This is a genomic window from Fodinibius halophilus (assembly GCF_011059105.1).
Taxonomy (GTDB): domain Bacteria; phylum Bacteroidota; class Rhodothermia; order Balneolales; family Balneolaceae; genus Fodinibius; species Fodinibius halophilus.
In genome coordinates this window covers 40086-65382 of sequence record NZ_JAALLS010000003.1, presented here as the reverse complement: position 1 = coordinate 65382, position 25297 = coordinate 40086, and the positions used below count along the sequence as shown (strand labels likewise).

26 protein-coding genes are annotated in these 25297 nt (G+C 42.0%); 25 read left to right on the top strand and 1 reads right to left on the bottom strand.

Annotation, left to right across the window (positions count from 1 at the left end):
- The first annotated feature begins 255 nt into the window (after positions 1 to 255).
- From G3569_RS03515 to G3569_RS03500, 4 genes are all read left to right on the top strand, one after another.
- Positions 256 to 2301 carry a methyl-accepting chemotaxis protein gene (locus G3569_RS03515; RefSeq protein ID WP_165266145.1) on the top strand — a complete coding sequence of 682 codons (2046 nt, stop codon included), beginning with the start codon at positions 256 to 258 and terminating at the stop codon, positions 2299 to 2301.
- A 125-nt stretch (positions 2302 to 2426) separates the two neighbouring features.
- On the top strand, positions 2427 to 2846 hold the full coding sequence (locus G3569_RS03510; protein WP_165266143.1) for an energy transducer TonB: 420 nt from the start codon (positions 2427 to 2429) through the stop codon (positions 2844 to 2846).
- Positions 2847 to 3000: 154 nt separating this feature from the next.
- Positions 3001 to 3405: a hypothetical protein gene (locus G3569_RS03505; protein ID WP_165266141.1), complete on the top strand. Its 405-nt coding sequence runs from the start codon at positions 3001 to 3003 to the stop codon at positions 3403 to 3405.
- A 49-nt stretch (positions 3406 to 3454) separates the two neighbouring features.
- Positions 3455 to 3847, top strand: a complete 393-nt coding sequence (locus G3569_RS03500; protein WP_165266139.1) for a response regulator — start codon at positions 3455 to 3457, stop codon at positions 3845 to 3847.
- 782 nt (positions 3848 to 4629) lie between these two features.
- Here G3569_RS03500 and G3569_RS03495 read toward each other — a convergent pair.
- Positions 4630 to 5622, bottom strand: a complete 993-nt coding sequence (locus G3569_RS03495) for a sensor histidine kinase (protein WP_165266137.1) — start codon at positions 5620 to 5622, stop codon at positions 4630 to 4632.
- 355 nt (positions 5623 to 5977) lie between these two features.
- Between G3569_RS03495 and G3569_RS03490 the strand changes: the two genes are divergently transcribed.
- The 21 genes from G3569_RS03490 to fliR all read left to right on the top strand — a co-directional run bounded on the left by G3569_RS03490 (position 5978) and on the right by fliR (position 24599).
- Positions 5978 to 6316, top strand: coding sequence for a flagellar basal body rod protein FlgB (locus G3569_RS03490; RefSeq protein WP_165266135.1), 339 nt, complete (start codon positions 5978 to 5980; stop codon positions 6314 to 6316).
- Between the two features lie 18 nt (positions 6317 to 6334).
- On the top strand, positions 6335 to 6829 hold the full coding sequence (locus G3569_RS03485) for a flagellar basal body rod protein FlgC (RefSeq protein ID WP_165266133.1): 495 nt from the start codon (positions 6335 to 6337) through the stop codon (positions 6827 to 6829).
- A gap of 73 nt (positions 6830 to 6902) precedes the next feature.
- Positions 6903 to 7220 (top strand): flagellar hook-basal body complex protein FliE, encoded by a 318-nt coding sequence (gene fliE / locus G3569_RS03480; RefSeq protein ID WP_165266131.1) that lies wholly within the window; start codon positions 6903 to 6905, stop codon positions 7218 to 7220.
- A gap of 14 nt (positions 7221 to 7234) precedes the next feature.
- A complete protein-coding gene (gene fliF / locus G3569_RS03475; RefSeq protein WP_165266129.1) occupies positions 7235 to 8872 on the top strand; it encodes a flagellar basal-body MS-ring/collar protein FliF in 1638 nt (545 codons plus the stop codon).
- A gap of 6 nt (positions 8873 to 8878) precedes the next feature.
- The gene (fliG, locus tag G3569_RS03470) at positions 8879 to 9919 is read left to right on the top strand and encodes a flagellar motor switch protein FliG (RefSeq protein ID WP_165266127.1); all 1041 of its coding nucleotides are present in this window, start codon (positions 8879 to 8881) and stop codon (positions 9917 to 9919) included.
- 3 nt (positions 9920 to 9922) lie between these two features.
- Entirely contained in the window at positions 9923 to 10639 is a 717-nt protein-coding gene (locus G3569_RS03465) for a FliH/SctL family protein (protein ID WP_165266125.1), read from the top strand.
- Positions 10630 to 11964: a FliI/YscN family ATPase gene (locus G3569_RS03460; RefSeq protein ID WP_165266124.1), complete on the top strand. Its 1335-nt coding sequence runs from the start codon at positions 10630 to 10632 to the stop codon at positions 11962 to 11964. The genes G3569_RS03465 and G3569_RS03460 overlap by 10 nt, the downstream gene beginning before the upstream one ends.
- Before the next feature lie 17 nt (positions 11965 to 11981).
- On the top strand, positions 11982 to 12410 hold the full coding sequence (gene fliJ, locus G3569_RS03455; RefSeq protein ID WP_165266122.1) for a flagellar export protein FliJ: 429 nt from the start codon (positions 11982 to 11984) through the stop codon (positions 12408 to 12410).
- Between the two features lie 8 nt (positions 12411 to 12418).
- The gene (locus G3569_RS03450) at positions 12419 to 13048 is read left to right on the top strand and encodes a hypothetical protein (protein WP_165266120.1); all 630 of its coding nucleotides are present in this window, start codon (positions 12419 to 12421) and stop codon (positions 13046 to 13048) included.
- Positions 13049 to 13050: 2 nt separating this feature from the next.
- A complete protein-coding gene (locus G3569_RS03445; protein WP_165266118.1) occupies positions 13051 to 15453 on the top strand; it encodes a hypothetical protein in 2403 nt (800 codons plus the stop codon).
- A 22-nt stretch (positions 15454 to 15475) separates the two neighbouring features.
- Positions 15476 to 16156, top strand: a complete 681-nt coding sequence (locus tag G3569_RS03440; RefSeq protein ID WP_165266116.1) for a flagellar hook assembly protein FlgD — start codon at positions 15476 to 15478, stop codon at positions 16154 to 16156.
- Between the two features lie 89 nt (positions 16157 to 16245).
- On the top strand, positions 16246 to 17874 hold the full coding sequence (gene flgF, locus G3569_RS03435) for a flagellar basal-body rod protein FlgF (RefSeq protein ID WP_165266114.1): 1629 nt from the start codon (positions 16246 to 16248) through the stop codon (positions 17872 to 17874).
- Positions 17875 to 18157: 283 nt separating this feature from the next.
- Entirely contained in the window at positions 18158 to 19045 is an 888-nt protein-coding gene (locus tag G3569_RS03430; RefSeq protein ID WP_165266112.1) for a motility protein A, read from the top strand.
- The gene (locus tag G3569_RS03425; RefSeq protein WP_165266110.1) at positions 19000 to 19698 is read left to right on the top strand and encodes an OmpA/MotB family protein; all 699 of its coding nucleotides are present in this window, start codon (positions 19000 to 19002) and stop codon (positions 19696 to 19698) included. Before G3569_RS03430 ends, G3569_RS03425 begins: the two co-directional genes overlap by 46 nt.
- A gap of 56 nt (positions 19699 to 19754) precedes the next feature.
- Positions 19755 to 20252, top strand: coding sequence for a flagellar basal body-associated FliL family protein (locus tag G3569_RS03420; protein WP_165266108.1), 498 nt, complete (start codon positions 19755 to 19757; stop codon positions 20250 to 20252).
- A gap of 31 nt (positions 20253 to 20283) precedes the next feature.
- A complete protein-coding gene (locus G3569_RS03415) occupies positions 20284 to 21219 on the top strand; it encodes a flagellar motor switch protein FliM (RefSeq protein ID WP_165266106.1) in 936 nt (311 codons plus the stop codon).
- A gap of 7 nt (positions 21220 to 21226) precedes the next feature.
- Positions 21227 to 22216 (top strand): flagellar motor switch protein FliN, encoded by a 990-nt coding sequence (fliN, locus tag G3569_RS03410; protein WP_205720013.1) that lies wholly within the window; start codon positions 21227 to 21229, stop codon positions 22214 to 22216.
- A complete protein-coding gene (locus G3569_RS03405) occupies positions 22203 to 22760 on the top strand; it encodes a flagellar biosynthetic protein FliO (protein ID WP_165266104.1) in 558 nt (185 codons plus the stop codon). The genes fliN and G3569_RS03405 overlap by 14 nt, the downstream gene beginning before the upstream one ends.
- Entirely contained in the window at positions 22757 to 23515 is a 759-nt protein-coding gene (gene fliP / locus G3569_RS03400; protein WP_165266102.1) for a flagellar type III secretion system pore protein FliP, read from the top strand. Before G3569_RS03405 ends, fliP begins: the two co-directional genes overlap by 4 nt.
- 14 nt (positions 23516 to 23529) lie before the next feature.
- Positions 23530 to 23799 carry a flagellar biosynthetic protein FliQ gene (locus G3569_RS03395; RefSeq protein ID WP_165266100.1) on the top strand — a complete coding sequence of 90 codons (270 nt, stop codon included), beginning with the start codon at positions 23530 to 23532 and terminating at the stop codon, positions 23797 to 23799.
- A gap of 23 nt (positions 23800 to 23822) precedes the next feature.
- Positions 23823 to 24599 carry a flagellar biosynthetic protein FliR gene (gene fliR / locus G3569_RS03390; protein ID WP_165266098.1) on the top strand — a complete coding sequence of 259 codons (777 nt, stop codon included), beginning with the start codon at positions 23823 to 23825 and terminating at the stop codon, positions 24597 to 24599.
- The last annotated feature ends 698 nt before the right edge of the window (positions 24600 to 25297 follow it).

The following is a 25297-nucleotide window of genomic DNA, read 5'->3' as shown; positions in this document are numbered from 1 at the left end:
ATCCCTTATAGATGTAAAATCTTCTAAAGGTGTCTCTCTAGATTGAGGGACACCTTTTTTATTTGTTCTGAAAGCGTTTTGGGTGAATCACTTTCTGCAAATTATTCCTTAAGAAATTTCATAAAGAACCGATAATAACACTTAGAATGTATGATAGACTTGATTGAAATCATTGAAATATGATTTCCTGAAGTTAGCAGTAACAAAAGCAGAAAGAATATTCAGTATCCTCTTTAAATAGTTAACACAAATGGTATGAACTATATAAAAAGCCTAGTTCGAGACTTAGTAGCAAGATATGGAAATGAAAGCCGTACGATTGGAAAGCGAATTCTTATTATCGTCGCAGGCGGTTCTTTGATGACCTTTTTAGTAGGGTTGGCTGCGGTAATATCCCTGAATACGATAAATAATTATACCGATCAGCTAACGAAAGTAAATTTAGCCGAATGGGATATATCTAATTCCATTGAGACTGATATGCGAAAGGTTGGAAATAATCTATCTCGCTATAGTGCTACCTATGATGATACGTTGTATAAGACTGCAGTAAGTCAGTTGGATGGCGTAAGCAGTGAGATTAATAGAGGAAAAAAGCTGGCAAAAGAGTATGAAATTAAGGAGTTCAAAAAAGGCATTTCCAGTATAGAAACAGCATATGCCAGTTACCGTGAGTCTGTAACACTATTTAATAGTGCAATAAAGGAGCTATCAGGATATCGTAAAAATACCGCTTCCGGTTCGCAGGAGTTTGTAACGAATATGGACGAATATGCTTCTATTACATCATCCAACATAAAAAGTTTGAATGATGCGCAAGCGATACAGCAAGCCCAAGAGAAATTGGCCAAGGCTGATGATATTACAAAGCGTTTCTTAAACAATATGAACAAGCTCTGGCAATCCGAAGCTCTGAATAATTCGGATCAGTTATCTAACCTCGCTAGTAACTTTGATAAGCTACGCACTGATCTGGGGGAGTTGTATGAAGGTGTTACCGACCCGCAAGGGGATATGTTACTGAGCATTGCACTGGCTGTACTGAATGATAATGTCGGAACGGTTAAAGCGATGATTTCAGCTCGCCAAACCGTAGATCAGCAAGAAAAGGTTCAGCTTACTGCATATGATGAGATTATTAATAATTCGCGCACGCTGTCTGATAAGGCCAAGAAGTGGGCAGAAGAACAGGGAACGTTAACAAAGGCTACGGTCAGCGGTTCCATTTGGTTTTTAAGTATTGGTGTTGTTGTGGCGGTTATAGGAGCAATTCTATTCGGATTTTTCATGAGCGAGTCGGTCTCCCATGCTCTCTGTGCAATTATTGAGCGATTGTCTTCAGGGGCTACTCAGGTTAACGATTCGGCCGTGCAGATGAGTGAAGCCAGTCAGACGTTGGCAGAAAGTTCAAACCAGCAGGCAGCAGGGTTACAAGAAACCACCGCTTCGCTTGAAGAGATGTCGGCACAGTCTAAGCAAACTGCACAAAATGCGCAGCAGGCTGAGGTGGCAATGAAAGAGGCCAAACCACGTGTACAAAGTGGTGTTGAAGCCATGGAACGTATGGATGAGGCGATGGAAGAAATTAAAGAATCGTCTCTGGAGACTTCCAAGATTATTAAAACAATTGATGATATCGCCTTCCAGACAAACCTGCTGGCATTAAATGCTGCAGTTGAGGCAGCACGAGCTGGTGAGGCCGGAAAGGGCTTTGCCGTAGTGGCCGAAGAGGTTCGCAATTTGGCCCAACGCAGTGCTGAGGCAGCAAAAAACACCTCAGAGCTTATCGAAAGCTCACAAGAAAGTTCGGAGCGTGGAGCCCAGGTTGCTAATGAGGTATCCGAAAATCTGGAAAAAATCCAGGAAAGTGTTGATAACGTCAATACGTTTGTAACAGAAATTTCTGCGGCTTCTACGGAACAGCAGAAAGGTATTGAGGAGATGAATTCTGTAATGAATGAACTGGATCAAAATGTACAGAGTAATGCATCCAGTTCCGAAGAGTCTGCAAGCTCTGCAGAGCAGCTTTCATCACAAGCCAATGAGTTAACCAGTATTGTGGATAGCCTCATAGAGCTGGCCGGAGTTGAGGAAGAGACAGCAGCTAGTATGGACCATAATGACGGTATGTCGGATAATGGTTTTTCTGATGCCGCTGGAAGCAATAATGGAAATGGTTCATTGAATGATGACTTTGATGCAGGATATGATGAGCCCCAAAAGCAGCACACGAATGGAGCGAACGGTGCCAATGGTAATGGAGATTATTCGGATTTTGATACTAATTTCAACGGATTCTAATGATGAGGCCGTTTACTCCATCGAACAAACTTTCGAAGTCAAAAACGAGAATAAAGAATATTTCAACTTACTCCCTTTTGGAGAAATTTAAACATGCTAATTTTAAACAAATAACAAATACTGTTATGATGAGTACATATAAAAATATCAAACGACAATTAGGAATAAGTATAATACTAGGGGTAGCCCTCTTTTTGGTGGGGTCGCTGATTAATCCTACAACGGTAAATGCACAAGACGATAAGGTGTATACCGTAGTAGATAAGATGCCGGAAATTAAAGGCGGACTACCAGCACTGTATAAAGAAATAGACTACCCTAAAGAAGCGCGAAGAAAAGGAATTTCCGGACGTGTTTATCTGCAAGTTATTGTAGATGAAAATGGAGACGTTCAGGATCCCAAAGTACTGAAAGGTATTGGCGGCGGTTGTGGTGAAGCTGCAATTGATGCTATTAAGGATGTTAAGTTTACTCCTGGTCAACAAGGTGGGAAAGCGGTAAAAGTTAAATACTCTTTACCTGTTACCTTCAGAATTGAGAATTAAGAAGGTCTCTTTTTTCCCTGATATTAATAGTAGTTTGGGATGGTGTAATTGTGTTACTGTTGCACCAAGTGTTTGTCTTTTCTTTACGGGTAATAAAGAATAATTGCTGGTATTGTTATATCAGCAAGACAAATTATAATAAAAATGAAATAACATGGATAACATTCCAACCGACTTCGAGATACTCGAAGATATATACTATAGGTATTATGACGAGTTCCGAAGGTACGCTAAAAAAGAACCTGATAGGATCGCACGTATACGCGTACCTATAGAGGTCGAAGAAGTAGCAGAGGCTTGTGGAGTTGAAAAGGATATGATTTTTGGTCGTATCTTCTATCACTTTAATAAAAAGTACAGCTACAAAAATGAAAAGGGAGAGATAACAACGTTTTTTTCAACCGAGAAGTTTGAAGGGCTTAGCGTTAATTTTCCACTGGTAGCCTCGGTTTTATCTGATATGTATGCAGAGAAAAAAAGAAGAGATACTTTTACTATCTTGTCAGGGAGTGCTATTGCTATTTCAGTAATAGCTCTGTTAGTTGCCTTCTTTTTGTAGTAGTTTAGAATTGTGATGTAAATAATAACTGTACGCGAGGTACTGTGTAATGGATATTAATGTCCTAATAGTTGAAGACGATCCTACCATGCGGGTGGTACTTAAAAATACGGTACTGTCTGTTGAGATGGATTTCAAAGTTAATGAAATTTACGAAGCTGAAAATGGCAAGGAGGGCATCAAAGTACTCGAGAAAAAAGATGTAGACCTGATGCTGGTAGACATCTATATGCCGGTAATGGACGGCCTGGATATGTTAGACTATGTCCATGACCACCCCGACTTTCAGCATATTCCTGCTATTGTGGTTTCAACTGAGAACGATGAACAGCGTATTGATGCTATTCTGCGACAAGGCCTGGGCTTTGTCCCCAAACCACTTACCCACCTGTTGCTAAAAGACCAGATTGCTAAAATGCTGGGAGAAAGTACAAAGCCTTAGATAAATACGAGCTCGGTACCATTGGGCTTGTTTACATTATATATTGTCTGTCCCCACCACTCACCGAAGGAAACTAAGATGCATATCGAATTTGCTATTATCCGGGGGGGGGACACCGTTCTCCGGCTGGGGCAGACGTAAGTTGTACTGATATCTTTGTAATAAGACCAGTGATGATCCCTTCGGGCTTTCTGTTGAGCAATTGCCTGTCCCGTCGACCATACCCCAAATTCTCTATGGCCAGAATCTGTTGGGCGCCGCTCCTGGTGTTCAACAGACAGACGAGTCACAAGTGGTTTGAATAGGTTCATCTAAATCAATTCTTGCAATTGGACTTTAAGGGAGAGGTTTCGTTGATCGATTACCAGCAATAAAGAGTGGATGTAAGAAAATAAGCTACCGGGGAGACAAGTATCGCATAAGTAGGATTTTCAGCGGGTACCCCGTAGCTATTCGCCCAAACGGCCAGTCCGAGGAGAGAAAAGTATATCTTTGTTATCAACAACAAATTTGAACCGTGTATTTACCATCACAACGGGGCATAAATAAAGGATGTCTCCGGATAGGATAAATCATGACTCCTAAATACCAAGCTCTGATAGTATTGTTGGGTAAACTTTTTTTACGGAGGAGGAGCCAGTACTTATCATTGAACTGCTGACTGCTGCAGGACAATCTGATGTTATTTAATATGTATGGCTCATAAAAAACCTCTTACTGGATAGGCAAGAGGTTTTTGTAATCAAAAGAAAGTTGCCAGCCCAAGGGCTGATGGTCTGATCTTACAAAGAAACTTTATATGGTGCCGAGGTAGGTGGCAAACAAAGGGTAAATGAAACTTCGCGGAATGGATTGTTATCTGTTAAAAAGATTGAGCCCCGGTATCGCTTGGCATATAACATGGCCATGGTAAGACCAATACCCATCTTTTGTGCTTTTGTTGTTACAAACGGGTGAAACAACTCTTTTGCAATCGATTTTGGAATGGGATTACCGTTGTGAGAAATCTTTATTGAGTGGGCAGAAGGCTGTGAAATTGAAATACGGTGTTTCTCAATAGGGGCGTGTTCAACAGCATTTGAAATCAGAATGGAAAGAATACGTTGCAAATCGCCCGGGTTACAGCGTACGTTATTAGTTGATGATGCAGCAAATGTGATTTTATCTCTACGTGCTTCGGAGTATCCTGATAAGATATCATTTATCACCTTTTCGGGATTCGAAGAATGGTTGTCCAATGCTACCGGATCAAGTGAAATTTCTTCCAGCGATTCAAGTTCATCCAGAATGTCAAAGAGTTGATCAATTCCTTTATCAACTTGATTTAGATATCGTTGATTCTGCTGTTGTTCAACTTGATTGGCTATCATCCCGGTGTAGCCTTGGATCCCGGTCAGGGGAGAACGAATGCGATGTAATAAAAACCCAACCATCTTTTTCAAAGATTGCATGGCTTCAATACTGGGGATCTCCTCACGCTCTTTTAAAAGTACTTTAATATGCGGGCTGCCATTCCACAACAAGGTTTCTTGTTCCAGGCAAAACCATTCGCCATTAAAAAAGGCCGGAGATGTATCTCGACCTATTGCTTTATCAATGTGAAGGATCGAGTTAAGCTTTTCCCCAACAGGGTTATGATTATTACATAGTGCAATAGCTTTATCGTTGACCTCGCAAACCTTTCTATTGTCGATATCAATAATAAAGCTAGGCTCATTATTATCAGTTTCTTCCATCAAGCCTGATAGTTCGATAGCATTTTGTGTTTGGACCATAATATTAAATCTAGTTGAGATCTCCATGCCAATGGAAATCTCATTTTATAAGTTATCTGAGGGGCTACATTTTATCCTTTTCTATTATCAGCGAGGTTATGCAAATCTTAAATAGAATAGTTGGAAAAATACCAGTCAGGAAAAATTTACCTGCCGAACGGTTATTTCTGCCCCTACTTTGTGAAAATCCAACGATTCTAAAGCCCGTCAGATAGCGATTGGTGTGAAATAATGATCTGGCATAGCTATTGCCTACTGTATAACACACACTAATACTATTGTGTGACGAAAAATGTTCCGAAAAAAAATTAACTAGTTAAGTAAAAACAGCAACAATCAATTTAATGAGTTCCATATGAATTTAATTGATAGTGGACATAGTCAATTATTGGCCCAAGCGATGGACAGTTATACGCTGCGACAGCGTGTTACATCTTCGAATATTGCCAATATCGATTCTCCCGGCTATAGCCGGCACGAGGTGCCTTTCGAAGAGGAGTTGCGCCAAGTACGAGCAAAAGGTGCGGATGTTAATAATATGACGCCCACCATCAGAGATACCGGAGACGACGTTGTGCTCGAGAATGAATTAATAGAGATGGCTGATACCCAAATGAGGGTACAGCTTGTTACTCGTTCTCTTCGCCACCATTACGATATGTTAAAAACAGGTATTACAAGTACTACACGTTAATCATAAAGTATTAGAATTATGTTACCCGATAGAATTTCAACAGCATTTCAGACAGCGGCTCAAGGCCTTTCGATGCAGCGCGAGCGTATTAATGTTGCATCACGAAATATCGCAAATATTAACTCCAGTTCTACTAAGAATGGTGCCAGTTATCGTCCACAGACGGTACGGGCACGAGGGCCAGAGCCCACTAATTTTAAAAATGTATTACGTAATAGTGTCAGTTCCATGCGGAAAACAGATGGCCGCCATTTATCAGCGGCAATGCCTTCGAGGCAACAACAAACGCCACAAGGTTTAGGTCCATCATATGAGGTAGCCGAGAGTAATAGCTTTCGATCTGAGTATGATCCCCAGCATCCTGATGCCGATAAAGATGGGATGGTTCAATATCCCGATATCGACATGATTGAGCAGATGACCAATATGGTAAGTGCCAACAGGTTGTATGAGGCGAACCTAAGCAGTATTGAAGCGGAAAAGCAGATTATGAAACGTTCAATGCGAATATAAATTCAGTTGTCGGCACATAGTTTTCTGTATCCAATAAAAGATGAAATGTGAACCCAGATAATTTCCAGATAGTATGATTGAAGGTATACAAGCTAGTGAAATAATTAAGCAAGCAAATGAGATTGAGCTGTCACCGGAACGCCAAGAGATCCAGACCGAAAAGGGTGATAAGGCATCATTTGCTAATGTGTTAACTGATGCTATTAACAGTGTTGATGAGACCATGAAGACTTCAGACAAGGAGGTGCAAAAATTTATCTCCGGGGAGTCGGATAATGTGCATGATGTTATGATTTCTATGCAGCGTGCCAAGCTAAGTTTCGACCTTATGGTAGAGGTTCGAAACAAGGCTGTTGAGACCTATCAGGAAGTAAGTCGCATGCAAATATAAGGTATTAGGAATAAATGAATTCTATCACAGACAAAATAAAAGAGTTTCTCGATCCACTAAGTCCGGCTCAGCGTACCCTTTTCTTTGGGTTAGCAGTGTCTATTCTTGTACTTGTGGGGACATTATTTTATTGGACCCTGCGTCCAAGCTACACCCTTTTATTCGGATCGCTCAAGCAAGATGCCGCCCAAGAAATCACACAGTCGCTTGATGAGCGCGGGGTACAGTATAAGCTCGAAAATGGCGGGCAGTCGATCTATGTCGAAAACGACAAGGTTGACAAGCTTCGTCTTGAATTAGCTCCCCTGGGAGCTCCCCAGTCAGATATGAAGGGGTATGAGCTTTTTGATTCGAACTCTTTGGGAATGACCGATTATATGCAACAGCTTAATAACAGGCGGGCCCTGGAGGGAGAGTTGTCGAAATCTGTTAATTCGCTAAAACAGGTTGAGTCTTCCCGGGTTCACTTGGTGTTGCCCGAACGATCTCCCTTTGAAGAAACGACCGTGAAAGCATCGGCATCGGTATTGCTTACTCTTCGAAGCGGAGAAAAGCTTACCAAGCAACGGGTAGATGGTATTACATCATTAATATCAGGAAGTGTTGTAGGTCTTAAGGCCGCTGATGTGACTATTGTAGATCATGCTGGAAATCGTCTTACCACAGATGCGAAAGGGGAAAACGGGGCAGCTGCAGAAGACAGTTGGTTGAAGTCGGAACGGAAAACAGAAAATTATCTTACCGAACGCGGACAGTCGATGTTGGATAGAGTACTAGGCCCCGGCAATAGCATTTTGCGTGTAGCTGTGGAACAGAACTTTGACAGCTTGGTTCGCGAATCCAACAATATTGATCCGGAGAGTCGAACGCTGATTTCTGAGCAGAAGAATGAGGAGGTCCACACTCAGGAAGGCTCTGAGGTTGTTCCAATTGATGAGTTTACGCCCGTTGAAGATCGGGGAGAAACAGCAGTGACATCAACAAATGAGGACGAAGTATCCTCACGAACACGAAATTATGAGGTTAGTAAAACCAAAGAAGTGTATAAGAAAGCCAAAGGCGAAATAAGTAACATCAGTGCCTCGGTGCTATTAAATCATAAAAGGGTAAAAACAGAAACAGAAGAAGGTGAAACCGTTTGGGAAAGCAAACCCTACAGCGAGGAAGAATTAAACGAGTTTAGAGAAGTGTTGAAGTCTGCTTTAGGTCTTCAAGCAAAAAGAGGTGATAATATTACTATAAAGCAGGTTGAATTTTGGAATCCCAATAACTTATCACCCGGTGGCGGTGTACAGAACCCTTGGCCATGGAGCAGAACCTTTAGGTGGGGATTGATACTGATTGCTCTTGGAATTGTTGTTTGGCTGTTGAATAGTCTCCGTAAACAAGCTACCGGTAAGCAAAACCTGATTCTGGGTTCAACGACCGGCGCTGGACCAGAGGTGGTAACAGGCAACTCCAATGAAGAACAGGTTGAAGGTATGAGCAAAGAGGAACTGCAGGATCTTATTGACAGTGAGGAAAATGAAGAAGTACCCGCTCTCGAAGAGAGTAACTATGACCTGGAAGAGATAGTGAATATGGTAGAATTAAAACCTTCCAAGGCAGCGAAAGTGGTACGTGCAATGTTAATTTTGAACGACGAAGAATAGCAAGTTATGGCTAAAGCAAAAAAAGATGGCCCCGTTATTGACGATCCCGACGAGCTAACGGGTGCCCAGAAAGCGGCGATATTTATCACCAATATTGGCACGAAAACGGCCGGTGAAATGATGAAATATCTCAAAGAAGATGAGATTGAATCTATTACACTGGCTATAGCCAACATGGAGAATATTAAGCCTATCGTTGTTGATTCGGTGATGAGTGAGTATTATCGGATCATGACGAGAGATTCATTTATGCTCGAAGGCGGAGCCGACTATGCCAACCAATTATTAGAAGAACTGGGTGACAGTGTAGATTCTGAGAAGGTTCGTCAAAAGTTGAAAGCAACTTCAAACTCAACAGCTTTTGCCGATTTTCAGGAAAGTAAGATTTCACAGATTACCTCCTTCCTTGAAAAGGAACATCCCCAGGTAGTTGCCCTTATTTTTTCACAGCTCGAAGAGCAGAAGACCGCCGAAGTATTGGGACATCTTGATGAAGAACTACAGGCCGAGGTGGTATATCGTCTGTCGTCTATGGAAAAAATATCAACCGAGGTGATTGAAGAGATTGAGGAAGTTATTAAAGAGCAGATGGGAGGTATGTATGCCGCTGGTGACAGGCTTAGGAGTGGAACAGGTGCTGTGGCTCAAATTCTTAATGAAGCTGATATCTCGGTAGAGCGCCATGTGCTAGGCTTTATTGAAGGCAAAGATGCGCAAATGGCCGATGATATTAAGCAACAGATGTTCCTCTTCGAAGATATCGTTCACTTCGACGACCGTACTGTCCAGGTTATTATTAACGAGATGGAAAAAAGCGATCTTGTTATGGGGCTTAAAGGTGTTGATGACGAGGTCAAAAACAAGTTCCTCAATAACATGTCTGACCGTGCCGGCGGTATGCTGCAGGAAGATATGGATGCTTTAGGCCCAGTGCCGCTTAAGGATGTTAAGGAAGCCCAAACACAGATTATAAGGAAGATCAAACAGCTCGAGGAAGATGGCCAGATTACTACGCGGAAAATGTCTGAAGAAGAGATTGTCGAGTAATTTATGGAAGACCAAAAAATATTTAATACCGACCAGGTTAGCTGGTATGAAGATGATGACAATCAGCTGGATTACCAGGTTGCCTTTGAGGAAGCCGAAAGTTTTAAAACAGACCCGTTGGTACAAGAGGGTGTAAACGAAACTGATGAACCCCAGCAGCAACAGGTCGATGTTAAAGAGTTGCTCCGGGAACGTGACCAGAAATGGAAAGAGCGAATAAAAAAATCGCGGGCTGCTGCTTTTTCTAAAGGAGTAGAACAAGGAAAACAACAGGGGTATGAGCAGGCCGAAAAAGAGTTCAAGCAGAAAGAACAGCAGCTTGAAATGATGTTTGAAAAAGCTCATATGGAGTGGCATGCCAGGCACGAAGCGTTAAATCCCGGTTTGCTCGATCTCGTGTTCGAGATTGTGGAAGAGATTGTAGGGTTGCCCGTTGAAAACCCTGCAATAAGAGAATCACTGGAAGAGGAACTCTCAGTGTTATTGCATGGTGCCGAAGAAGAGATTAAGCCTCTTGTTCGTGTAAGCGAAAGTGATTACAAATTTGTAGAAGAATTGGTAGAAAAGTATGCACCCGAAGCCACCTTAACTATTCGGGTTAGTGAAGATTGCAATCCGGGGGAGTTTGAGTTTGAAACGGATAAAAAGATGGTCGTATATCGATTTAAAGAGATGTTAAATGATTTCAGAGAAAACTTATCACTGCCCTCATGGAAATGAATTCTGTCGATCAAATATCAAACCATATTGGACGTATTCGCGAAGAGCTTCGTGACCATCCCCATAAAAGTAAGCGGTATGGCAAAGTAGCCTCTATCGTAGGTACCATTATCGAGTGTACGGGCTTGCATGCCAGTGTGGGAGAAGTTTACGGCATAGAAACGATTATGGGCACTGTTATTCCGGCCGAAGTAGTAGGGCTGAAAGACCATAAAGCATTATTAATGCCTTACGATCAGATCAAAGGAATGCGATCGGGATGTAAGGTGGAATATATGGGGCAATCGCTAACGGTATCGGTAGGTCCGGAAATGTTAGGTCGAGTAGTGGATGCCAACGGCGACCCTATTGACCAAAAGGGACCTATGCTGTGTAGCGATCATCAGCCCGTGCATAATGATCCCCCCTCTCCGGTAGAACGGGAGCCTATTGATGAGATCATGGCTACCGGTATTAGAGCTATAGACGGATTGAACACCATTGGAAAAGGGCAGCGTGTAGGGCTTTTTGCCGGTTCCGGGGTGGGTAAGAGTGTGCTCTTAGGAATGATTGCCAAGCATTCTGATGCGGATATCAATGTTATTGCACTTATTGGTGAGCGTGGGCGTGAGGTACAGGAGTTTTTGGATGAAACACTTGATGACGAGCTGCTGGAACGGTCAATAGTAGTGGCAGAAACATCAGATAAGTCTGCAATGAGCAGAATTAAAGCAGCCTATACAGCTACTTCAATTGCGGAATATTTCCGTGAGCAAGGAAAAAATGTCCTTTTGATGATGGATTCCGTAACGCGTGTGGCAATGGCTCAAAGAGAAGTTGGGCTTGCTACAGGGGAGCCCCCAACAACCAAAGGATACACCCCGAGTGTGTTTTCTATGCTCCCAAAATTCCTGGAACGAGTAGGTAAAACAGGCAGTGGAAGTATCACAGGAATATATACAGTACTGGTGGATAGTGACGATATGAATGAGCCTATTGCTGATGCTGTTAGGTCGATTTTAGATGGCCATATCGTGCTCTCAAGGCGATTAGCCCATAAGAATCACTATCCTGCTATTGATGTTCCAGAAAGTATTTCGCGTGTTATGCCCAGTATTGTAACAAAAGAACAACGCGATTTGGCCGGTCAGGTTCGTGACCTGATAACGACTTACCGAGAGGCTGAAAATCTGATCAATATCGGGGCTTATGTGGAAGGGTCAAATCCCAAAATTGATAAAGCAATTGCGAAAAGAGAAGATTTGGAATCATTTTTGATACAAGATATAACAGAAGTGGACTTCGAAATTGATTTGTGGAACGCAATTAAAAAGATCGTTGAATAGAAGAGGTATTTAAGAATATGAAATTTGATTTTTCCTTAGAGCCGGTATTAAAAGTCCGGAAACATGAAGAAAAGATTCAGAAGCAGAAGCTTGCTGAGAAGTTATCCCAGAAAAAGATTATTGCTAAAAAGAAGCAAGAGCTGAAAGAAAAGTTACAAGCTCACCTGGGTACTGCAGACAGTAAAGATTTTCATAATCTCCATGATCTGAAAAGGCACCGCCGATATATAAACTCTATACATAAAGAGGTAGAAAAGCTGAATGGCAATTTAAGAATTGTTGAAAATGCGATAGAGCAACAGCGAGACAAATTAGCTGAGGTGCACAAGAAGCGACACATTATGGAAAAAATTAAGGAAGAAGAGCATGAGTTATTCCTGGAGAAGCTTTCTAGGCAACAGCGAAAGATGATGGATGAAATCGCTACGCAATCTTATAGTAAATAATTGTACCGATGGTAAAGAAGATACTTAAAATAGCTGCTTTTATTCTTGGGCCGATAATACCGTTGATGGTGGTTATCTATTTCTTGTTCCCCTATATCAATGAGCAGCAGTACGAAGAAATTGCCGAAAAGTATAAGGATACACCGGCAATTATTGATAGCAGTGCTTCCGATAATCCTGTTAGTGCTAATTCGACAAATGACATCAACGATGATATAGATAGTATCGGCAAAGATTCTCAAATGTTAAATGAGAGATCAAAAGCAGATACAACCACTATTGCCTTATTAAAGGGTAAAATTGATTCACTGACTATCGAAAACGATTCTTTGAAGACCCTATTAACTACAAAGGATGATAGTCTTCAGCTGTTACGGCAAGAACTGGCACTGCAAGACAGTATCGCCGAGGCGCAATCAGAAAAATCGGAGGAAGATGCAATAAGTGGCAAAGAGTTTGCAGAAAATGTAAAGAGCTTATTGAGTTTAGACGATGAAAATTTAGCACCTATCATAAATGAATTGAGTGATAATGAGCTGGTTCGCCTTTATCAGGGCGGAAGTTCGCGACAACGGAAAAAATTATTGCGCACATTGCAATCTAAGCGTGCTGCTAAACTTATGACGGAGGTTATGTAATAATGATAAGTAAATTAATTTCACAGTCGGCTAACGGTAAAGAAGCGGCATCACAAACATCAGAAAGTAATGCCGATGGAGGTAAAACCGCATCACCTAAGATGTTTAAGTCGTTGCTGCAGTCTTTACAATCAAATGGTTCGGGCGGCAAGAAGCAGAACCTGTTGAGCGTTGCTGCCAACGGCGATAGTTCTAAACGAAACTCGAAGCAGACCGGTGTACGACATATTCTTGGAGGTTCATTCTCTACTGTTAACACCGAGAGTGGCCCAGCAGATAAAGCACAGTTACTGAAGGGTGGTCCCATAATTACGGCTACCGAGAAACAAGTTCCCGGAAGTGGACAAAAGGTAGAATCCTCAGGTTCTGAGAATACCCCAGAAGGGGGGCAAGGGCAACAGGTGGTGTTAGATAGTGATGGGAAAGCGACGGCGGAAGCCAAAACAGATAGTGAGAATGCCCAGCATACAGGTGATAAAGCCAAAATAAACAACGAGAATACACAGAATACAGAAGGCAAAGCCCAAAAGGCGGACTCCAATAAGAAAGTGAGTGAGCCTGTATCAGAGCTCAAAGAAATTGCAGAAAATAACAAAGAGAAAACAACCGACAGCAGTAAAGCAGAAAATACTACTACTAATAAGGAATTAACCTCGGCAGGTAGCGAAAAAGGAGAATCGCAAAGTAGTACCACAGACAGTGCTAAGAATAGGGTTCAGCAATTAGGAAGTGATACTGGTAAAACAGTAGCAGCAGGAAGTTCGACTGAAAGTAGCAGCTCAAAAGAAACTGCTGAGAAGAAGTCTGCCAAGGTATTGCCGAATAAAGGCGGTGATACCCAAACCTCGCAGGAAGTTTCTGATACTGGCAAAAGTAAATTAAAACAGGCGAGGGCCTCAACCAAGCAAAATGCTACTACAAAGGAAGTAGAAACTCGGGCAGAAGCCAAGCAAGTAGATTCAGAAGCAGAAGCTTCTAAATCGAAAGAGGCTTCCGGTGAGAATAAAGCTGCTTCGAACCGTACTTCTGTTAAGGCAGAAGGTAAAGTGGCAAGCGATATTAAACCACAAAAGGGAACTGAAACTAAAACAAATAATAGTCAGCCGGTTCCACAAAATAATGATTCTGACGAAGCTGGAAAGTCTCCAAAGACAGTAACGACAGCGGCTGAAAAAAGTGACGCAAACCGTATTGCTACGAATGATACGGCCACGTTTAAGAATGACGGGGGACAAAAGAATGCAAAAGTTGTTGAGTCTAATATTGGCTTAACAAAGCAACAGGAGAAGTCTACCGGAGAAAATGGGAAGGTTGTAAATGAGCAGGTTCCCAAGAATACCAAGGAAGAATCATCAGTTGCCGGGAAGGAGCAAAATTTAAAGACTGCTCAAAAAACTCCTTTGGGACAGGACCAGAATATAAAGACTGCTCAAAAAGCTTCAATGGGGCAAGATCAGAATTCCCCAAAAAGTAAGAAAGAATCTACTGCTACAGGGCAAGAGCCTAAACAGGCTGCTGAATCTGGTAACAAAGATAATAAGGTTCAGCTGACTGAGAAGCAGAGAAAGCTGATTAATAACTTTTTTCAGCAAAACACAGCAGGCGGTATTTCTGAAAAAGGATTTGAGATGAAGAGTATGCAGGTAGAGAAAATGAGCAAAAAGGATAAATCCGGCTCTAAAAATTTGAAAAATGAACGTCTTCCTGATCCCGGTAGTACTATGCGAATGGGGATGGGACGAATGGGTAGTTCAGCAGCAGCTGATGCTCCCTCTGCAGTTACGGACCCTTCAACTGTAAGTTCGACTGATTCTTCTTTCTCTTTTGATAGCCAACAGATTATGTGGGAAGAGCAGAAAAGCGGTAAATCGGTAGGTGGGAAGGAAGATGAAGAAGGCAGTAAAAAGGCTGCTAATACTGCGACCATGCGGTTAAACCAGATGCCAATTGCTAATGCATCGCTTCGTAAAAATATTGTATCGGGATTAACGAAAAGCGTAATGAAAGCCGCATCAGAAGCTAAGAAAACCCCACAGCAGTGGCAGAAGCATAATTTTATGCTTGATGACGGTAAAAAAATTCAACTTTCGGTTCGTGAATCGAAAGGGGTATTACAAGTGAGGATGGGATCATTGAATATGGATTTGAGTAAGTTGCTACAGCAAAATTTGCAACAGATTCGTGAACATCTGAAGCAGGAGTTTGGTACTGAGATTGATCTGCAGTTCGAAAGTAATGAAGGTGAAAACTCTTCAGAGTTTTCAGGAGATTCCAGTTCTTCAAATAACAAAAAGGGCTATCAGAATAATTTTTCAAACAATGAATTGACATCAGAAAAGGCCGAGCAGGTAACTCTGAACTCTGTCCGGAATTTTGGTTACAACAAAATGGAATGGACAGCTTAAAAAACAATAGAGGTAAATAGTTATGGATGTAAGTCAATTAGGTGCCCAATCATCATTTATAGGGCAAGAACAATCAGCAGGCGGTAATAAAAAGCTGGGGCAAGACCAGTTCTTGAAACTGTTGGTTGCCCAGATGAAAAACCAAGACCCAATTAATCCAATGGACGGTAAAGAGTTTGCTTCACAGCTGGCAGAGTTTAACTCTGTAGAGCAGCTGGTAGGAGTTAACAAAGGGATCTCATCATTAAAAGATACCCAGGAAATGATGCGGGTTGAAATGACAAACTCTATGGCCGCTTCCCTGACGGGTAAAAATGTGCGGGCCTTAAGTAACAAAGTTAATCTCGATGCCGGTGGCAGTGCGGATGTTAATTTTGAATTGAATAACAATGCAGAGAATGTTGAGATTGTCGTCAAAGATGCATCAGGCAGTACCGTTAGAACAGAAAGTTTGAATGGCGGATCGAGCGGCGAGAATAGTTGGACCTGGGACGGCCGAGATAACGACGGCCGCAGTGTAGCTGAAGGCCAGTACAACGTTGAGATCAAAGCCACTAACGGTGATAATAGTGTGAAATCACGGATGTTTACCGAAGGTACTGCAAATAGAATTCGATTTAGCGGTGATGGTGTACTGATATCAGTTGATGGAGTAGAAGTGCCTATTGGTAATATCGAAACCGTAGGGAACCAGAGTTCTTAATCATAAATGAGTAATACAAATAATCAATTTAATAAATAAGGCAGTGGACGTTTTTAGGCTGCCACTTATAACCAAATAAGGAGTACAATATGTCTTTAATTAAGTCTTTAAATGCAGGGGTAAGTGGTTTGAAGGGATTTCAAACCAAAATGGATACAATCGGTAATAACATTGCGAATGTTGATACGACCGGTTTTAAATCTTCAAATGTTACATTTTCGGAGCTTATGAACGAAAATATTGGAGGGTCCAGTGGGGGAGATTCCGCACCTTCGTTAAGCAACCAAGTAGGGTTGGGCGTTAGTGTTGCTTCTGTAGATCGTGATTTTAGCCAGGGTACTATTCAAAATACCGGAAAAGCTACTGATCTGGCGCTCCAGGGTGATGGATATTTTTTAGTTAACTCCGGAGGTCAGGATCTGATGACCCGAGCCGGTAACTTTACCTTTAATAAGAATGGGAACCTGGTTGATTCCTCTGGTAATTATGTACAGGGGTATAATGCGAACAAGTCCGGTAATATTCTGGGTGGAGGAGCTACTGATAATGTGCAGATTGACTTTGAAAATGCTCTGGCTCCTCAAAAGACCTCGGAAGTGAACTTGGGCGGGAACCTGAATGCCGATACCAGTACCAGACAAACAATTACGGCACAAAGTGCCTTTACGGATAGTAGCGGTGACCTCGCCGAAACGAGTACGGATATTTCAGATCTTAGCCAAACCTCAGGGTTAACCGGTGGTGAGACCGTAACATTGAACATGACTTCAAATGGTGGTTCTACCACTACCTCGGTTAGTTATAGTTACTCATCGGGAGATAGTGTAGGTGATATGCTTAGTGGTCTTAATTCAGCTATTGATTCTGACGCCGACCTTGATGGACAGTTGCGTCTTGTTGACGGTATGCTCGAACTCAAGTCTGATAACCTGGGAGACAGCGATCTGAATATCGATTCGGTATCAGTGAGTGGTGGTTCGGGTACATTCAATTTCCCCGGCTTCCAGATTTCACAGGAAGGGAATACCAAGACGCAGACCATGAGTACCACCGTGTACGATGATCTAGGTCAAGAGCATTCTCTGTTGCTTGATTTTACACAAACTGCCGAGAATACCTGGGAGTATGATGCGCAGTTTGCTGATGGTGAAACTATAAATAGCGGCGCTACCGGGACGGTAACATTTGATGAAATGGGACAAGTCACATCCGGGGATACCTTTAATATCGAGTTTGAGCCCGGAAATGGAGCCGGCACTATGAGCTTTGAAGGTAAGTTAGGCAATAGCGAAGGGACTTCGTTTACCCAATATGCCGGTAGTAATACGGCAAAGGTTCTAAGCCAAGACGGCTATACGCAAGGTTCACTCGTTGATGTGCGTATTAATGGTGAGGGGCGTGTGCAGGGTGTTTATGATAATGGACAGAATAAAGATCTTGCCCAGATTGCTCTTGCTGATGTACAGAACGAAGGCGGCTTGGAAATGGTAGGCGGAGGTCTGTTTCAGGCAACTTCTGCTGCAGGAGAAGTTTTTGTAGACTCAGCAGCTAATTTTTCGAATACGGATATTAGTTCCGGTGCTCTTGAAGGGTCCAATGTAGACCTTGCACAGGAGTTTACTGAGATGATTACTGCCCAGCGTGCTTATCAGTCCAGTGCACGAGTGATAAGTACTTCAGATGAGATGCTTACGGAGGCAGTGAACTTGAAACGATAATTAGCAGACGGTAAAAAATCCCCATAAGCAGGCGCCTCGTTCTTATATTCGATAACCTTGTTATTAGATATAAGTTCGGGGCGTCTCTTTTTTATGTAAAGTAGACTGATAAGTTATAAATCCCGACCTTAACGACTAGCCTGGTTTTAAAATATTGGGTTAGAAATGATGAGTCCCTCCCTTTTTTGTTGACCAAAACTTCGCTCCAAGTACTCTATCTGGGGTATCTCGTGAAAATAAATTTCACTGTTAAGTTTTAGTCGTACATGTCGATAATAAGCACATGTTAGATAGATCAACAAATATCGGTTTTATACTTGGGTTCACTCTGATTATCGGAGCCATTGTATTGCAGGGTGATATTGTCATATTTGCAAGCTTTTCATCTTTTTTGATGGTTTCTGGTGGTATTGTGGCAGCAACCATGATTAACTATAGTTTCGAAGACATAAAGAACAGTTTTGAAACGATTAAAAAGATGATGAGCGCAAAGTCGGTAGACCTGCGAACAGATATGGAGCTTATGCGTATGTTTGCCCGAAAAATTCGGACTGACGGTCTGTTGGCAATTGATTCGGATGTGGCAAATATTGAAGATGAATTTTTGAAAAATGGCATGCAGTTAGCCGTAGATGGATTTAACCAGGAAAGCCTTGCTAACATTCTCAGAGATGAGATACAGGCCCAGGAGCGGCAGCTGAAGGTATCTGTTAAGGTATTAGATTCGATGGCAGAGTACGCACCGGCCTTTGGAATGATTGGAACAGTAATAGGTATGGTGCTGATGCTTCAAAATATATCGGATCCCGAATCGCTGGGAGCCGGCTTGTCAGTGGCATTAATTACAACCTTATATGGAACAGTCTTTGCCAACATGCTGCTGGGGCCTTTGGCCGGCAAGCTACAGTATTTGAGTAAGCTTGATCTGAATAGAAAGGAAATGTTTCGAGTAGGTATTCTTTCAATGGTGGAGGGCGAAAATCCTCGTATCATGGAAAAAAAGATGTTAATACATGTTGATCCTAAGAGCAGAGCCGAGTATAAAAAGTTCCATGAAGAACTCTCGATCGGAAACGACAGAGATAAAAAACTATATGACCAATGGATTGAAATACAGGATGAAGAATGGGAGACCCTGAACAAGAATCTGGAAATGGAAACTGGCTCGTAACCTACAGCGACCTGGTAACACTTTTATTAGTGTTCTTTGTGTTACTGTATGTGCTTACGCCCGGTATCGATCAGTCCACATTCAACAATTTTATTTCTCACTTCCAGTCGTCGGTAAGCGTTATTAATGAAAATAATGCTTCTCGCAAGCAGCAGAGTAATAACACCTTGCGCGAAGAATGGGAGCAGATTAAGAAGTATTTGGAAGAGGAAGGGCTTTCCTCTGAAGTTGAAATACAACGCATAGAAGATGGGGTAAAGATTACGCTCAGCGATTCGCTGACGTTTAACAGTGGTTCGGCCAAGCTGTTGCCGCGGGCAAAAGATGTGATAGGCAAAATTAGTGATGTGATGAACAGAGAAGTACGAGAGGTTAAAACGCAGGGGCACACCGATAATGTGCCTATTGCCAGTAGCTCGATGTATCGTTCGAACTGGCACCTTGGAGCTGCAAGAGCGGTTTCTGTTGTCCAATTTATGAGTAAAGAAGCTCCCCTGGCCCCGGGAAAATTTGAGGCCAGTAGTTTTGGTGAGTATAAACCGGTTACAACAAATGATACCGAAGAAGGCAGGCGAAAAAATAGAAGAGTTGAAATATACGTCAGGTATTATGAAGACGTGCCTTCGAAAATGACGACTGCCACGGGCAGATGATAGAAATTATTGCTGAAATAGATAGCAATATCGTAAATGAGTTAAAATGAATTGTTATGGGTAAAGGTAAAAAAGATAAAAACACTTCTGTTGACAGTAAGAAGCGGAAGGCAAAAGCGTCAAAATTTCGAACAATTGGAAAATATTTCCTGATTGTATTACTAATCGGCGGACAAGCCTTTCTTTCTTACTATATCATTTCAAATAATTATGAAGCCATTTATAGCTATATAGATGGTTTTTTTCCTCCTGAATCTGGGGAATATCAGCTAGAGCAGATTATCGTTAATCCGGCTAATACCAACGGAAAACGGTACTTTTTGGTCAAATTATCCCTTGAACTGGTTAAAAAGGAGGAAGTTATGCTCATCAAAGAGAACAAGTCAAAGATTCGTAACGACCTTATTAAATACCTTTCGGCCCGTTCTGTATCAGAACTGCAGGGCATAGAGGGTAAAGAGGAGTTACGGTTTGAGCTGGTTCAAATAATAAATCAAGCAATTGGCAAGCGTTCGGTACGCAATTTGTATTACTCTAAGTACGTAATGCAATGATATTAATGAATACCCGAGCGGTCCCAATTTTATGGAAACCCAGCAATCTGAGCAAAAGCTTAATAATGTAAAATATGTAGAGTCTTACGACTTTAAGCAGCCCAAGCTTTTTAGTAAGGAGATTATGCGAAATCTTCGCTCTCTCCATGATATGTTTGCTCGTAGTTTAAGCCGGATTTTTGGTAGTGCACTCCGACAAAAGGTAGATGTTTCGCTACAGAAAATTGATCAGCTTTCTGCGAACAAATTTCTCAATAAGATAAAAAGCCCAAGCGCAATATATCTTCTTTCTGTAGAGAAGTTTGCGGGAAATATAATAATGGTTATTCCGCCCGCTTTTTGTATCCACCTGGTCGAGCGACAAAGTGGTGGGTACGGAGGTGATATTTCAGAAAGAAGGACGCTTACCACTATTGAAGAAAAGATCATTTCCCGTATTGTAAACAGGGTCAACGATGAAATAATGGTTGCCTGGGAGCCGTACATGGAATTTGATATCGACTCAGCAACATACGAGAGCAAACCCGAAAATATTCATTTGGCGTCTGTAGATCCGACTATTGTTGTGAAATTGCGTATCGGATTTGAAGACCACAGCATTAAAGTGCATCTCTCTTATCCGTACAGCTTACTCAAAGAGGCTATGAATAATTCGGTCTTGAAAAAAGGGAAGAAGACCGAAACTGAGAAGTTAACGGAAGAACAGTTAGAGTCATATAAGTACACCCTTTCAAACGCTGGTGTAAACATCAAGCCGTTATTAGGCTCTACGAAACTTTCAATTAAGGACATCATGGATCTTGAAGAAGGGGATCTGATCCCTCTTAACCAACGTACCGACCAGCCACTAGAGATCCTTGTCAATAATGTGCATAAAATGTCGGGTTACCCCGGTGTGCTACGTGGCCGACGAGCGGTAAAAATATTTGAAATGATAGAAGAAATTAACGAACAGGAAGTTATATAATTTAATTATGGATATCCCAAAAGATACACTAGAGCAGTATCTACCTACTGTAGAAGAGTTTTTAACCTCATTAATGTTTGAAGAAACAGATATTGAGATTGATGACTTTGAACGGGTAGAAAATGAATCGTCACTCGAAAATTCAGCTGATACTGATATATATCTCTATACACGAGAGGTAAACAGCAGTTCTGATGTGGTCGTAGTACTCGATAAAGAGTGGTTTGGCCTCCTTTCAAGTATTATGCTTGGCGTCGAAGAGAAAGAGAAAAATGAGCAGACGATAGGGCTGTTAGAAGAGTTCTCTGATGACCTCTCGAAGGTTATTATTGAAGAGGCTAAAGAGCGTGATTTAGAATTTGAGTTCAATGAGGTGCAAGTGCTCTCCAAAGAAGAGATGCAAGAAGAGCTCATGCACGAAGAATATTACTGGACCAAAATGGAGATCGAAGGAATTGCTGATGAAGCAGTTCGGGCAGAGTTCTTGCTGGGAGATCCGGCTACCGAAATTGTAAAAGAAGAAATTGAAGAAGAGCCCGAAGAAGAGGCTGATGGAGCAGTAAATGAGATAAGCTCTCTGGAAGACGATGACGAAGATGATAGCGGGCTATCCGAATCAGATTCAGGCTCTCAGTCGAAAAAAGGTCACAAGCAGGAAGTTGTTTCTGCCCGCCATATTGAGTTTGCAGAATTTTCGGAAGAAAATGGAAGCACAAACGAAGGTGCGCACCAAATGGATCTGCTAAAAGATGTAGAGTTGGATGTGTCGGTTGAGTTGGGACGCATTGAGCTGCCATTAGGAAAGGTGTTAGAGTTGGCAAAGGGGTCAGTTATCGAACTCGAGAAGTTAGCCGGTGAGCCGGTAGATGTGTTGGTAAACGGCAACCGTATTGCTTTGGGCGAGGTGGTTGTTATCGATGAACATTTCGGAGTTCGGATATCGAGTCTCGTTACAACTAAAAAACGTTTAGCAAAACTAAAAAATGGATCTTCGTAATAAACTATCGTCTTTAAATGTACCGCCTAAAAAAGTACTGAAGATTGTATTAGGCCTGTCGGCGGTATTATTGTTAATCTGGGTGTTTACCCTTTCATATATCGATTATGACGCTGATCCCAGTGCCTCTAAGTATCTTAAAAGCAAGCAGGCCACCGATACTACTGCAGTTGTAAAAGCAACAGGATTGCCTGCTCACAAGGCTCGTGCCGAAGAGCAGGAATCATCCAGCATTTTTACGAATGGCATGGTCACTTTTACGGTATTGTTACTTATTCTGGTGGGCATATGGTTTTGGATTGACAAAAAAGATAACAACAGCACTACCCAGGTTATACAACGTGAAATCGACAACCAGGTGTTAGGAGAAGGTGCTCAGCTTCAAATTGTAGAGGTCAATAACGAGATCTGGGTGTTAGGGGTTACGTCAAGTTCGGTAAACCTGTTGCATCGCTACTCGCAGGTAGAATGGGTTGAGCAGATGCCTGAACAGGAAACGGCCGGAAACGAAATATTCGCAAAGTTATTCAAAAACAATTTATGATAACGCTAAAGAAATACCCTTGGGCCAAGGTTGTAGCAGTAATAGGGCTATTGCTATTACTGCTGCCTTTGAGCTCATTCGCTCAAGCTGCCGGCTCTACCCCCATAGACCTTGGCATGGAGGATGGAGACCTTTCGGTAGCCGTCCAGGCGCTTATACTGGTAACTATCCTATCTTTCGGGTCTGCATTTATTACGATGATGACCAGCTTTACCCGTATCGTTGTGGTGTTCTTTTTCTTGCGGATGGGGCTCGGTACGCAGCAGTCTCCTCCTAATAAGGTGCTGATTGGGCTGGCACTGTTTCTGACGATATTTATTATGATGCCCACCTTTAAAGCTGTGAATGAAGCGGCTGTGCAGCCGTATTTAAATGATGAAATTACCCAGATGGAGGCTTTAGGTGAGGCTTCGGTACCCATTAAGGAATTTATGGTAAAACAAACACGCGAAAAGGAACTCCTTTTCTTCATGGACTTGGTAGAGGTCGAAACCGTACAGAACTTTGAGGATATTCCATTCTATGTGGTGGTTCCTTCATTTATAATGAGTGAGCTGCGGATTGCTTTCCAGATTGGTTTTATGATTTACCTGCCATTTGTAGTGATAGATCTCGTGGTAGCTTCGGTACTGTTATCAATGGGTATTATGTTTTTGCCTCCCGTATTGGTATCGCTGCCGTTTAAAATTTTGGTGTTTGTTTTGACTGATGGCTGGTATTTGCTGGTCCAGTCCCTAGTAGAAAGCTTTAATTAATAATATAGAATACAATGAATGTTGAAACTGCTTTACATTGGTTACAAGAAATGTTGACAGCTGTTGTTACCCTCTCGGCACCACCGATGATTGGAGCCCTGGTAATAGGATTGGCTGTGGCTATTTTTCAGGCTGCAACATCAATTCAGGAGATGACACTTAGTTATATCCCTAAAATGATGGTTGTTGCGATAATTTTATTTTTCTCTTTTGGTTTTATGTTGCAGTATGCGGTTGGGTTTACCCAGAGTATATTCGAAATGATACCTGAACTTGCTAAATAATAGTAAGTATTTAATTCACTCGCATGTCTCTTTTTTCTACAAGCTACATATTGGCAGTATTCCTTATTTTTGTAAGGGTAGGTAGCTTGATTATGACTGCCCCCTATTTTAATTCGGCGGCTTTTCCCAAGAAGGTTAAAATATTTCTGGCCCTGATAACAAGTTTTTTACTTACCTTTGTAATTCCCTCGGAAAGTGTTATTGGCCAGGTTGAGCCTACGCTATCGTTTTTGGTTACAGCGGTGGTTCTCGAAGCGTTGGTGGGTATTGCTATGGGATTGGTAGGGCAGCTTGTCTTTGCCGGAATTGAGATGGCGGGTCAGCTGATAAGTTTGAAAATAACTCTGAGTTTTGCCCAGATCGTTAATACGATGACGCAGCAGAAGAGTGATCTTGTGGGTAATATATTTGGTATGTTGGCAGTGTTGGTGTTTCTGGCGATGGATGGAGAGAAAATATATATCCAGGGATTGGCAAGAAGTTTTGAGGTGATTCCTCTCAACCAGGCCGAGCTGCAATATGCTGGTCCGTTTATGCTGGAGGTGGCAAATTACCTATTTAGAATTGCCGTTCAGATAGCTGCTCCTTTCTTGATTGTCCTATTTATACTGGACCTTTCTTTGGCCATTTTTGCGCGTGTTATGCCGCAGGCTAATATTATGTTTATTGCCATACCCATAAAGTTACTACTGGGTTTTACCCTCTTGTCTTGGATCTTACCTTACTTGCCGGATGCGTTTAGTTCAACTTTTGACCAGCTGTTCCAGTATTTGGTGAAGGTGTTAGGGGTGATGTCTTAGTAGCTTTCTATTTGTAGTCAATAAGGTATCTGTCCTTGAGATGGGTATTTCGATTGCCATTTGCCGAACGTTGTTAATGGGTAGAGCTATACCGCAAGTAAATGGACTGTAGCGTAGTTTGCTGCTTGTGATTAAGCAGATAGCGCGAGCGCCTCGCTCATGCGATAGATCTAACAGTTCAATACAGGAGGTCCAGGTACGATACTCTATCACGGTCTGACCGTATGCTGAGTTGAAGAAAGGGATCTGCTTTAACTCGCAGGGTTATAAAAAATCCTTAAAGCTGTCTGATATCCTCCTGCCCCTGCTTTGGTTTTTTGATAGTCCCCCTATGCACTAATACTACAAGATGGTACTTTTTCTAGCTTTTCAGATACTTTGCGAATCTCTTAATAGAGACCCTGAAACAAGTACTACTACGCAAAGGTAAAATCTGCTAAAACCTATTGGAGTAGGTATGGCTTCGTAGCACAAGTCCAGGATGAGAAGGTTTTTACGTGGTCAGAAGAGGTTCTTTCTGATGGTGCTTACCAGCTACGGCTTCCCCTCATCAAGTTTGCGGTGTTTGTAGCGGGATAACCGCTTGTAATGATGGTTTGTCAAATGTAAATGTACGATCATCGTCATATAGGATCGCATCTAGCTGTATTCCCTGTGAGGAAGCCACCAGCAGGTTATTGTATCTTTTGAGTGTCAAT